At 38.6% G+C, this 13180-nt stretch carries 6 protein-coding genes; all 6 read left to right on the forward strand.

The features are described 5' to 3' along the window. The first annotated feature begins 149 nt into the window (after positions 1–149). The 6 genes from JF259_RS05110 to JF259_RS05135 all read left to right on the forward strand — a co-directional run bounded on the left by JF259_RS05110 (position 150) and on the right by JF259_RS05135 (position 13171). On the forward strand, positions 150–3443 hold the full coding sequence (locus JF259_RS05110) for a VCBS repeat-containing protein (RefSeq protein ID WP_199114093.1): 3294 nt from the start codon (positions 150–152) through the stop codon (positions 3441–3443). Positions 3444–3603: 160 nt separating this feature from the next. Next, entirely contained in the window at positions 3604–6255 is a 2652-nt protein-coding gene (locus JF259_RS05115) for a LamG-like jellyroll fold domain-containing protein (RefSeq protein ID WP_199114102.1), read from the forward strand. Positions 6256–6283: 28 nt separating this feature from the next. Then, positions 6284–8413, forward strand: a complete 2130-nt coding sequence (locus JF259_RS05120; protein WP_199114104.1) for a GH36-type glycosyl hydrolase domain-containing protein — start codon at positions 6284–6286, stop codon at positions 8411–8413. Between the two features lie 106 nt (positions 8414–8519). Further along, on the forward strand, positions 8520–9404 hold the full coding sequence (locus JF259_RS05125; RefSeq protein WP_199114106.1) for an AraC family transcriptional regulator: 885 nt from the start codon (positions 8520–8522) through the stop codon (positions 9402–9404). 506 nt (positions 9405–9910) lie between these two features. Then, the gene (locus tag JF259_RS05130; protein ID WP_199114108.1) at positions 9911–12094 is read left to right on the forward strand and encodes a glucosidase family protein; all 2184 of its coding nucleotides are present in this window, start codon (positions 9911–9913) and stop codon (positions 12092–12094) included. Positions 12095–12124: 30 nt separating this feature from the next. After that, a complete protein-coding gene (locus JF259_RS05135; protein ID WP_199114110.1) occupies positions 12125–13171 on the forward strand; it encodes a mannonate dehydratase in 1047 nt (348 codons plus the stop codon). Positions 13172–13180: the final 9 nt, after the last annotated feature.

Below are 13180 nucleotides of genomic sequence, written 5' to 3' on the forward strand. Positions count from 1 at the left end.
TTTTAGGAATAGATTAAGATAGTTTCTATATAAAATAAAAATAAGTGGGATCTTAAAAAAATAGAGTGATGATGTTAAATAAGAATTTAAGAGTATCTCCAATATCTAAGTCAACTTTTATTAAGTGGTCAATATTAAATGTAGTCTTAATGCTTTTTATCAATTGTACTGTTGATAAAAGGGAATCTAAGAATGAAAAATTATTTGCAGCATTAACGGCTCAACAAACAGGGGTTAATTTTGCAAATAATCTTACAGAAAACGATTCCATAAACTATTTTGAGTATATGTACATTTACATGGGAGGTGGCGTGGCTATTGGCGATGTGAATAATGATGGCTTGCAGGATATCTATTTTACCGGCAATATGGTAGAGAATAAATTGTATTTGAACCAAGGCGGTTTAAAATTTAAGGATATTACAGAAGAAGCAAAAGTTGCGGGAGATGACCGTTGGGTAACAGGCGTTACCATGGGTGATGCCAATCAGGATGGTTGGCTGGATATTTATGTTAGTGTTTCCGGAAAATGGACCACTACAAAAAATTTACTCTATATAAACGACGCTAATGAGAATGGTATACCAACGTTTACCGAAGCCGCTGAAGCTTATGGTGTAGCCGATACCGGAAACAGTACACAGGCCGTATTTTTCGATTACGATCTGGATGGCGATCAGGATCTGTATGTGATAAACTACCCAATTGTTGATTCGCGTACCAGTATTTCAGATTATTTGGCATATCGCGACCGGTCCCCTTACGATAAAAGTGACAGGCTATACAAAAATGAAGGCAATGGGAAATTTACCGACGTTACCATAGCATCGGGCTTGGCAAAATATGCTTTATCTCTTGGCGTTTCCGTAGGGGATTATAATCAAGATGGTTGGCCAGACGTGTATGTCTCTAACGACTTTAGTACCCCAGATTACTTCTTAATAAATAACCAAGATGGGACGTTTTCAGACCAAAACCTGAATTTGACAAATCATACGGCTTACTTTGGTATGGGCTCAGATGTAGCCGATTTTAATAATGATGGCTTGCTGGATTTTTACCAGGTAGACATGATGCCCAAAAGCTATAGAAGGGCCAAAGAAAATATGGATAGCATGGATCCCGAACGGTTTTATAATATTGTAAACCACGATATGCACCATCAGTACTCTATCAATACCTTACAATTAAATATGGGGAATGATAGTATAGGATTGCCCCATTTTGGAGATATCTCTAAAATTGCTGGTGTTTCCTCTACAGATTGGAGTTGGGCTTCTCTATTTGCCGATTTTGATAACGACGGCTACAAGGATTTATATGTTACCAATGGTGTAAGAAGGGACATAAACAACAGTGATTATTTTAGGAGTGATGAGATCAAGGATTTTGAAAAAGGCAACCCCTTAGATCTTACCAAAAAGATACCTTCAGAGAAAATTGAAAATTATGCCTTTAAAAACAATGGAGATTTAACATTTACAGATGTATCTAAAAGTTGGGGTATTAATTTAAAAGGCTTTTCTAACGGTGTGGCTTATGCCGATTTAGATAACGATGGTGATTTGGATTTGGTGGTTAATAATTTGGACGATACAAGTACCATCTATGAAAATAAAGTAAGCAACAACAAATCGAACCATTATTTAAGATTAAAGTTACAAGGGCCCCAAGCCAATGCGTTTGGATTGGGAACCAAAATATGGATTGAGGATGGAGCGAACAGTCAATTTCAAGAAGTAACATTAACAAGAGGGTTTCAATCGTCTGTAGAACCGATCGTCCATTTTGGAGTTGGTAAAAGTGAAACAGTAAAAGAAGTTAGAATACTTTGGCAGGATGGTAAAGAAGAAATACTTCATAATGTAAAAGCAAACCAGACGCTTAATGTCAATTATGAAAGCGCGGTATTAACTGAATCTAAAACAGCGAAGACCACAAAGTCTTATTTTTCAGATATAACAAAAACGGCGCAATTAAATTATAAGCACGAAGAAAATTGGTTCGATGATTTTCGTTACCAAGTATTATTGCCGCATAAAACCTCACAGTATGGCCCAGCCCTTGCTGTTGGAGATATAGATAATGATGGGTTGGACGATTTTTATATTGGAGGGGCTAACAGGGCTTCAGGAAAAATGTATCGTCAAAATGAAGATGGGACATTCTCGGAAATAGCAACTGAAATATGGGATAACGACAAGCAGCAAGAAGATGTAAGCGCTACATTTTTTGACGCCAATGGCGATGGATTGTTAGACCTTTATGTGGTTTCTGGAGGTAACGAATACAGACGGGGGAATGCCTATTACCAAGACCGGTTTTACCTTAATAAAGGGAATGGTGTTTTTGAAAAATCTACTGGGGCCTTACCTGAAATGACCGAAAGCGGCTCTACAGTGGTTGCATCAGACTATGATAATGATGGGGATTTGGATTTGTTTGTAGGCGGAAGAATAACACCCAGAAATTACCCAACAGCCCCTAAAAGCTACATTTTAAAAAATGAAAGTACTTCCAACGAGGTTAAATTTGTTGATGTAACCGAAACCGTAGCCCCCGATTTATTAAACTTAGGCATGGTAACCCAAGCCGAATGGCTGGATATGGATGGCGATAGCCATAAGGATTTGATCATTATAGGGGAATGGATGGGCATTACCTATTTAAAAAATGAAAACGGTAGGTTTATAAACAAAAGTGATGCCGCTGGTTTTTCAGATACTACTGGCTGGTGGTTTGGTATGCAAAGTTATGATTTTGATAACGACGGCGATCAGGACTTTATCATGGGCAATTTGGGTAAGAACTATAAATACAAGGCCAAACCCGATTCACCTTTCAGCTTATACACCTACGACTACGATAATAATGGTAAAAAGGATATCGTATTAAGTTACATTAGTAAAGGTGTTCAAGTACCTGTACGAGGTAGGGAATGTTCCTCGCAACAAATACCGGCCATTAAAGTGAAATTTAAAGATTATCACTCTTTTGCAACGGCCAGTTTACAGGATATTTATTCTACAGAGCATTTAGAAAAGTCAACCCATTACCAAGTAAAAAGTTTTGCCAGTTGTTATGTGGAAAACTTAGGAAATGGACAATTTAAATTAAAGCCCCTAGATAACTTAGCCCAGTTGGCGGCTATTAATACAATGGTTGTAGACGATATCGATCAGGATGGACATTCCGATGTGGTATATGCAGGTAATTTATATGGTTCGGAAGTTGAGACCCCAAGGGGAGATGCCAGTTACGGTGGTCTGTTGTTAGGAGATGGGAAAGGAGGCTTTAAGTCACAAATGCCTTATGAAAGTGGTTTAATGATAAAAGGCGAAGTAAAAGCAGCTAAAAAAATGCGATTGGCAAATGGCGAAACAGGCATCCTGTTTGCCAAGAATAACGATTATTTGCAGTTGGTAAGAATAAAAAAGGAATAATAAATTTTATACAGGCGTGGTGGTATGCAATTTTAGTTTCGTTATAGGAATAGGACTATAAAAAGTTAGCCAGTAAAGACCCAGCCTCTACTTAGCTATTATAGAAGAAAAGAGATTATTTACTCGTTGAAAATGTATTAACTAAACTAAACCATAAATCATGAATTGTAAATTATCATGCAATAAACCTTATTGCACAGGAAGCTTTTACCCTAAAAAGATCAAGAATACCTCTATGCTATGGCGAAATTTTATTTTGCTTATAAGTGTATTGCTTACAAATACATTAAGTGCTCAGATAACCAACCGTTGCTTAGAGTTCGATGGACAATCTAACACCTATGTGTCTGCAGGAGACGTTAATGCGCTTGATGGCGTTTCTGCATTTACGGTCGAAGCATGGATATATATAGATCAATGGAATGAAGGTGCCTATATCTATAAGAAGGAAGGCGCAAATTGGACTTATAAGATTAGTATGTCGCTTGGTCCTGTTGCTTCTAAGCGTCTTTATTTTCACGTTTCAGATGGCATCAATACCTATATGGCTATAGATAATTCGGCAATAAGTGTTGGAAACTGGCACCATGTTGCCGTGGCCTATAATGGAGGAGGGTCAGCCTATAACCAAATGAAGGTGTATATTGATGGAACAGAGGTTACCAATAAGTGGTTTTCAAATTATGAAGGCGTACTCCCTTCATTAACACCTTCAACCACGGGTGATTTAGTAATAGGAAGAGACTTTAACGGGAAAATTGATGAACTTAGGGTATGGTCCAGAACTTTAAGCGGTTTGGAAATAGAGTATAGAAATACCATCAATACATACCACCCTTATTACAGCGACCTTGTTGTATATTATACAGGAGACCAGTACCAATCAACTAATGTCGTGGATTATAAAGGAACTCATCATGGCTCTGTTTCCGGAAATGTTACCAAAGGTGTCGTATCTGGAAATGATAATTTTAATTATAAAATTGTTAGTGCTTATATAAGGGAAGGATTTTATCAAATAGGTGAAATAAAAGATGAATACCTTTTAAACAATAATGATCTTATTCTATTTGGAGCAGCTCCCGATAGTGAAGGGCAGATTCGTGTGTCCTATCCAGATAACGATGGTGTGTTAACCAATGTAGATTATCTTAGTAGCTACTCAGGGCGAAACGGCGTGTTAAAGTTTAACGGAGCTGGCTCAAGTGCAAATTGTAATAAAGGATTATTAAACGCTACGGGTGAATTTACTTTCGAGGCCTGGGTCTATATTGACGAATGGGTAGAAAATAGTACCATCTTCTTAAAGCAGGGTAATGATTGGACCAATAAAGTAGATATCCAATTGGGGGAAGTAGCCAGTAAACGGCTGTATTTCCATGTAAACAATAATGGAAACACTTATGCTGCTGTCGATAACAGCATTACGGTTGGAAGCTGGAACCATATCGCTTTTTCCTATAAAGGTTCTAATCCAGCTTTTGGTCAGATCGCTATTACAATCAATGGTTCGGCTGTAACACCATGGTATAATACTTCAGGAGCTACCATTCCTGCAACTTGCCCTAGTGGCAATGATAATTTCTACTTGGGGAATGGTTTCAAGGGTAAGTTGGACGAGATCAGGATGTGGGGTGTTTACAGAACACCAGGCCAAATAGCAAGCTATATGAATGGGGAGATTAATAAAACCTGGTGGGATTATAGCCTGATGAGTGCTTACTGGAAGGTGAATGATTCTGTTGCGCCAGCCAAGGATTTGAAGAATATTAGAACCGACATCAATACTATAAAGCAGATATTTAATGGAAGAGAAGGTGCTAAGTTCAGGATAGGTTTAGCAACAGGAGATTATAAGAAGATGATGAAAACCGAAACCGGAAGGAGAAACTTTGCGCACCATGTTAAAGATTTCCTGAACGAATATAATTTAGATGGGGTAGACCTTGATTTTGAATGGAACTATACCTCACAGGAATGGGCAGACTACAATACCCTAATTGAAACGGTGAATGATTCATTACCAGCTAGTAGTATATTTAGCGTGTCGTTGCACTCCTATTTTTATAGCTTAACCCCCTCAGCAATGAATGCCGTAGATTTTATTGGAATGCAAATTTATGGTCCCCAAACAGAACTGTTCCCATACGATCGTTTTGTTGCCGATTACAATAAGTTCATTAATTATGGTTATCCAGCGAAAAAACTGGTTATGGGGCTTCCCTTTTATGCAATGAACAATGGTACCGAAATAACGTATAAAAGTATTCTTGATGTGTATCCTAATCTTGAAACAGAAAAAGATACCGTACAGATAAATAATTATCCTGCAATTTTTAATGGAGTGGACACGGTAAAGAAGAAGGCCGCCTATGTAGCAGCTCAAAACATGGGTGGTATCATGTATTGGGACAGCAGGACCGATACCGATTACACAAATTCCAAATGTTTACTGAGGGCTTTAAACACTGAGATAAACGCTAATGTCCCAACTCTAATATCAACAGTAACCTCAAAATTTGCAAATGGAACTAAAGCTTCATCCGAAGAGCAAGATTTGATAATAAAAGATCAATTGAGATTATATCCAAATCCAGCCAGCAATATGGTGACCGTGCGAGCTAAAGATCCAATAGAATCCATTACGGTTTTAAATCAATTGGGAGCAAGAGTATACTTCCGTAAAGACCATATCGGCAATGAAAATTTTGTAGAGATTAATACATCGGGATATAAATCCGGATTGTATTTTGTTAAGGTGAAACTGAGAGGTGATGAAAAAAGTCAAACTTTGAAATTACTTGTAAGATAAGCATATATAAATCAATAAATATAAACAGATGAAAGGTCGTTTATTACTAAAAACTTCAACAACAAGGGGAAGTTCATTAAGTTTTGTAATATTATTTTTTGCAATCATTCTAAATGGAAACGCTCAGTCTATAGTAATAGATGACCTTGCTATGGACAGAAAACACATTGCACCACATGCGTATCAGCAATTGTGGATATTTAACGGTAGGGGCAAAGTATACCCAAGAAGATATACACTTACCGGGTTTAACGGTTTTGAGTTTAAGCACCATATAGCCGATTATCGGTTTCATTTTAACTTTGTAGATCAAAAGACAGGCACGGTAGTAAGGGATAATGTTCATGAAACCATAGAAACCCATGATCCCTTAGGATGGAATTTCCGGCCAGGAGCGCCCTATGTTACGGTTCCGCAACATGAGACCTGGTTTCCATATTACTATGAAAAGAATGGAACTTTTCATAAGGAGATAGATGGTAAATGGATTTCATTCGGTATTCTAACCAAAACCTATGTGTCCAATAAGACAGATGAGGTTTTAATGGCTATTACCTTGGAAAACAGAGCCGACATTAGTTTGGAACTGATATTAAAGCCCTATCAAATGGGGCAGGAGGCTTTTGTGGTAGATACAGAGCAGGCTAGGATGACCGTTTCCTCCGATTTGCCGGAAAGAACCGAAGCTGGGATCAAATGGGTGCTTCCCCCTAAATCAACCATTACCAAGCATTTTGCAATTCAGGCGACCGATTTGAACGAACAGGCACCTGCATACTTTCAGCCGGAAATTGAAAATAAAATTAATGAGGCCATAGCAGATGCCAACCGACAATTTAATACCATTGCATCTAAATTTCCTGCTTTCCGTTCCGACAATGAAAAGCTAATGAACCTCTATAAGCGGGTTATTGGTACCATGTACCTTAGCCGATGGGAACGAGACGATTTTATACATGATCCTTACTGGCAGATTGGTTGGTTCCCGCTAACCGTTGCCTGGGATTTTTCCTTTACGGCAGATGCTTTGGCCATGGTAGACCCTAAAATAGTTGAAACTATTGTTGTAGATGTTTTAAAATACGGAAAAATGGAATCCTCCTACATAGGGAGGAATGGTGAGCATGCTGCAAATATTCTTTACATACAGGATCCCTTTGCCTTGCAAATCCTTATTGAATCGTATATAAAGTATACTGGAGATACATCCATACTGGATACAAAGGCCGGAAAGTATACCGTTTATGAATGGATGAAACAATGGGCCAATTTCATAAATGACAATTTTCGTACTTCAGGTCCATTAATCAATATGGGGGATGCCAATGAGATGCTGATAGAAATAAGGACCGACGGTTACGATCATATCGTACCCGTGGTTAACGGATTGGCCATTGATTTTTACCACACTTTAGCACAATGGGCTAAGACAAGAGAAGATAAAGATTCGAAAAAATACGATACATGGGCCAGCGCAATGAATGAAGCTTTTCATAAAGAGCTTTGGAACGATAAAGAAGGATGGTTTTATAATATGTATAATGATGGATCAAAGGACATCATCTGGACGATTCACTTATTCGATCTTTTGGGGACACCTGTGCTAACACCTAATGAGCGGAGCAAGTTAAGTGCCCATATTAAGGAGGGCGAATTCTTGGGAAAATATGGCATGTACTCCATTTCGCCTAAAGATGAGGTACACTGGGATGTATTGGACTGCGATTTTGGTGGCGGTGGTTTTTATATGGGATCGCCACTGGGTATAGCTAAGAGTTTATACGCGCATAACGAGCCACAACGGGCATGGGAGATCATGAAAAGAATAGCCTTATTGCCCGACCACTTTCCGTTTATGCCACAATCGCCCAGAGCCGATGAACCTTTTGAAATTAAGACTGGAGGGATTATGCAAATCTCGTCGGGAGCGGCACTGGAAGCCATTTGGTATGGCATTTTTGGGATAGCGCTTCATGAGGATGGCTCAATTAGTGTCAACCCCAACTATAACAAGGAGATAGGTGAATCTGAACTTAGGGGCTTTAGATATCGAGGGCATTTGTATGATGTTATCCTGAAGCCAGAGTCCTATGAAGTGTATAAGAACAACAAATTTATAATAAGGAATAGGTATGGCGTAATTGCTCATAACCTCTAACAAACGCTGGTAGGTAATACAAGTATACCATTTTTAGTCGATTGGATTAATTAAATTAGGTGAATTTTGAGTAAATTTAAAGGTAGTTTTAGCGTTAAAATTAAAAATGAAGGCTTCTTTTTACAAAATAATATTTGATGAGGAAACACCATTTCGATGTACCTATATAGACCTTCCCGCGTTTAATCATCCTTGGCATTTTCATCCCGAGTGCGAATTGACCCTAATCTTGGAAAGTGAGGGCATTAGGTATATAGGCGACCATACATCCAGGTTTAAGGCTGGGGATTTGATATTAGTGGGATCTAATTTGCCGCATATATGGATGAACAACAATAAGAGCAAGGCTCATTTGGAGGATGTGGAAGAAAGAAGCAGAAGGATTACGCTTCAGTTTCCAGTAGACTTTATGAATGGCATGTTTAAAAGGGCTAAGGAATTGGAACCACTGGTTCAACTTTTCAAATTGGCAGAGAGGGGCATAAGCTTTTCCAAAAAGACCAGTAGGCAAATTGAATCGTTGTTTTTGGAAATTAATGAAAAAAATGGCTTGCGAAAATGGATTGCGGTATTCGACCTTCTGTTTCAGTTAACAGAAGCCACAGATTATGATCTCCTGGCCAGCCCGGGCTATACCCCACAATTAACCAGTAAGGACCACAACCTTATGAATAAAGTATTTAACCATATCAGGAATAATTTTGAAAATAAAATTACCTTACAGGATATGGCCGACATGGCATGTTTAACCAAACCTTCTTTTTGTCGACTTTTCAAACAAAAAACCGGAAAGTCATTTTTTGTGTTTCTTAACGAATATAGAATAAACAACGCAAAAAGAATGTTATTGGAAAACAAAAAGATGCCCATAGGAGATGTAGCGTTGCATTCAGGATTCATTACCATTCAACATTTTAATAAGAAATTCAAAGAACTTAATGGTGGGCAAACACCTTCTCAATATATAGAAAAAAATAAAAAAGCATTTTAAAGGCATTGGAAACAAGTGTTTTTAAGTTTAAAAGCTTGGGTTTCGTGTTTTGTATTAAAGAGAAAATGGCCTTGATCGACAAAAATCCCTTGGTATTATGCATCGGGGTTTTCGTTGGAATTCTCATTTCCGTAAAACCGAAGATTCATAAACTCATTAAAATGAAAGAAGAACCAATGAATAAAATGGAATCTCAATGATTTAATTTCTTTGGTTCTTATGTTAATATTGACTCAACATTGGAAATTATCATATCACTTTTAACACTATGTGGTGGCTAAATTTGCTGAAGTTCAATGTTTTTATTAGTGGGAAATGATTTTTTCATATTTAACTTAACACTAGTTATAAAGTACTAGTTATTTTAAATAGGTATAGATCTCTATACAATAAATGTCTTGAGCAAAGTAGTCTTAATCCTGGCATGGTAGAGCAATCATGGAAGCGACTGGTGTTATTAGCGACGCTGTGTTTGGATAAAATAGAAACATTAAATTACAGATATTATGAAAAGGCAAAGATTGGTATTGTTTATTTTGGCACTGTTTTTTGGATCGGTCATAGAGGCTTCGGCGCAAAGGGCATTTACGCCAGCCGATCCAGAATATTATGCCATGGACAGGGAAGATATGGCTTTCGATGATGAGCAAGTACTATTGGTCAACTATCGTGGCTATGTGTCTCCTAGGCAGTATAGCGTAACCCAGTTTACAAACGTTCAGTTTCTACCATTTAGTGCTCAACGTTACGAATTCAACCTTAACTTTTTTGATAAAGGTACTGGTCGACTAATTGAAGATGATGTGCCCACGAAATGGAAATCGTATATAGACGATGGTACAGCTTATGATCCCTTGGGTTCTAACTTCCGCCCAAACTCGCCCTCCATTATGGTCACACAGGACGAGAAATGGCAGCCCAACCAATATTTCAGATCGGCTACATTCCATAAGGAATACAACCATAAAAGGGTAAGTTTTTCAGCCAAAAGCTGGACCAATGTTTCGTTTGATGATGATGAAGTGTTCATCAAACTGGTGCTTACCAACCGGAATTCCAAGGATTTGAATATGACCATCATTCCCAATCAGTTTGTTGAAACCATGGAATGTCATTTTAAACAAGGCAATACCAAAGCCTCCTCTGTTGATGTGTTCACTTTTGGAAGTGATGTAGCACGTGCTAGGGTGTCTTCTTCTATAAAAGAAACCAGTGACAAAGGCTTTGAAATTAGCATTGCCCCGGGTAAAACCGAAGCCTACTATTTTGCCGTTAAGTTTTTCGAGCCTCAAAACGGGGCGCCCGAAATTTACCAGTCGGACATTAAAGAACGTATGGAAAGGGCCGATAAAAAAACACGAGAAATGTTGGCTTGGTCTTACAATAAACTACCAAAATTCACGAGTACCAATAAACAACTTGAAGCTTATTACTATCGCTGCTTATTGTCCGTACTAATGTGCCGTTATGAAAACCCCAATTTCATTTCAGATGTGTTTTGGGCTGTGGGGACCTGGCCTTATACCATTAGCTGGGACAACTCATACACGTCCGATTTACTGGCCATGTTAGAACCAGAAAGCTTAAAAGGAGCAATAATTACCGATTTTGAGCAAGTAAAGATGAAAAGGACCTATGTGGGGTGGAACGGTGCTTATTGGGACATGCTCTATATTCAGGAACCATTTGCTCTTCAAACTATGCTCGAAGCCTATTTAAGGCATACAGGAGACAATACTATTTTTGATGAAAAAGCAGCTGGAAAAACTGTATGGGAATGGATGCAGGCCTGGGTAGATGAGCTTCAGGACAACTACACTAACGAATTAGGGCTAATTGATGTGGGCTACAATACCGAAAAGATTATTGAAATACGCACCGATGGCTACAACCATGCTGTACCAATTACAAATACGCTTACTATCGATCTGCTTTATACCATGGCCGACTGGGCTAAGAAAAGAAACGAAAGTAAATTGGAACAGAAATTCTTTAAGGATGCTGAAAAACTTAAAGGGTTGGTTGATGAGTACATGTGGAATGAAGAGCTGGGTTGGTTTGATAATTATTACCCTAACGGAACCAAAGGCACTATATGGACTTATCACTTATTCGATTTACTGGGTACCGATTATCTTCCCGATCATCAGGCGTATAAGTTGGTAAGCCATTTGCAGGAAGGCGAATTCTTAGGCAAATATGGCGTTTATTCCATAGCTCGTCGCGACAGTGTGCATTGGGATTTAATCGACTCCGATTGGGGCGGTGGCGGTCAATATGCCGGAATGCCGGGACGTATTTCGCGTAACCTGTATCAGAAAGGTTTTGCTGGAAAAGGTTGGGATGTGTTAAAGCGTAATATTAGGTATATTGACCATTTTCCTTATTTGCCTCAAAATCCGCGTATTGACGAGCCAGAGCAAGATAGGTCGTCCATGCCAGTTCAAATTGCCGCAGGCGCAGGTCTAGAGGCCATTGTATTTGGAACTTTTGGGATAAAAATGGAAGCGGACGAATTAACGGTTAAACCTTTCAATCATGAGGATATTGGCGAGGCAACATTAACGAATGTAGTTTGGAAAGGAAGAAAATTTGGCGTTCAATTAATGCGAAAGACATTTTCTGTTTATGAAGATGATAAATTAATGGCCACAAAGTTTTACGGTGAATCGTTTACCATCAAAAAATAAATAACCACCAATAAGAAAAATACAGCAAATATGGTAAGACTGTTAAAAACAGAAAAATGGGCAAATTTACCCATGCGCCCGGGCTTTGGATCATTTATGCATCCAACCGAGGAAAAGTTGACACTCATTAAGCAATTGGGTGTCGATGATATCATCCTAAACATGTACAGAAATAATCTGATTGATACCAACTTTGATCATTTACCACTGCCAGGTGACCGTCAATGGGAATACAAGGACCTATTGATGCTTCGCAATACGGTAGAAAATGCTGGCATTCGATTTTTGGCATTGGAAAACATGCCATTTTCGTTTTACGATAAAATAATGATGGGACAACCCGGTAGAGAAGAACAACTAAAACATGTACAGGAAACCATTGCTAACATGGGTAGTGCCGGAATTCCAGTTTTAGGTTATGGTTGGACGCCCACAGGCGTTTGGCGTTCCTCAACTACCTACCCAATTCGAGGAGGCGCGCATTCTATGAGTATAGACCTTAACGATTTTAAAAAGGCACCACTTTCCCATGGGCGTGTATTTTCAGAAGAAGAAATGTGGGATTATTACCAATATTTTCTTGAAGGCGTTTTGCCCGTGGCCGAAGAAGCTGGAGTGACATTGGCCTTACATCCCAATGACCCGCCAGTACCAAGTTTGGCAGGTGTGCCCCAACTTTTTAGAAGTTTTGAAGCCTATAAAAAGGCCATGTCTATAGTAGAAAGTGAAAACCATGGATTACAGTATTGCCTGGGTAACTTTTCAGCTATGGGAGAAGATATCAATGCCGTAACAGACTATTTTGCAAAGCAGGATAAATTAGTGTATGTACACTTTCAAACGGTATCAAACTCGTTGGTTAATAATGATAAATTAAACGAGGTGTTTGTAGATATGCCAGGGTATTATGACCCCGTTTCCGTACTCAAAAAATTAAAGGATGTAGGCTTCAATGGCATGATCATGCCCGGACATGTCCCCAAAATGATTGGAGACGGATCCTGGGAAGAAAGAGGACGTTCCTTTACCATTGGGTATATAAAAGGAATCATAGCGGCATTAAACCAAGGATTATAAAATAACATA

Origin of the sequence: Snuella sedimenti (assembly GCF_016428595.1) — a bacterium.
Taxonomy (GTDB): Bacteria; Bacteroidota; Bacteroidia; order Flavobacteriales; family Flavobacteriaceae; genus Snuella; species Snuella sedimenti.

Coding starts and splice junctions, on each gene's coding strand:
- JF259_RS05115 (WP_199114102.1), top strand. CDS start 3,604: ATGAATTGTAAATTATCATGCAATAAACCTTATTGCACAGGAAGCTTT.
- JF259_RS05130 (WP_199114108.1), top strand. CDS start 9,911: ATGAAAAGGCAAAGATTGGTATTGTTTATTTTGGCACTGTTTTTTGGA.
- JF259_RS05110 (WP_199114093.1), top strand. CDS start 150: ATGCTTTTTATCAATTGTACTGTTGATAAAAGGGAATCTAAGAATGAA.
- JF259_RS05120 (WP_199114104.1), top strand. CDS start 6,284: ATGAAAGGTCGTTTATTACTAAAAACTTCAACAACAAGGGGAAGTTCA.
- JF259_RS05135 (WP_199114110.1), top strand. CDS start 12,125: ATGGTAAGACTGTTAAAAACAGAAAAATGGGCAAATTTACCCATGCGC.
- JF259_RS05125 (WP_199114106.1), top strand. CDS start 8,520: ATGAAGGCTTCTTTTTACAAAATAATATTTGATGAGGAAACACCATTT.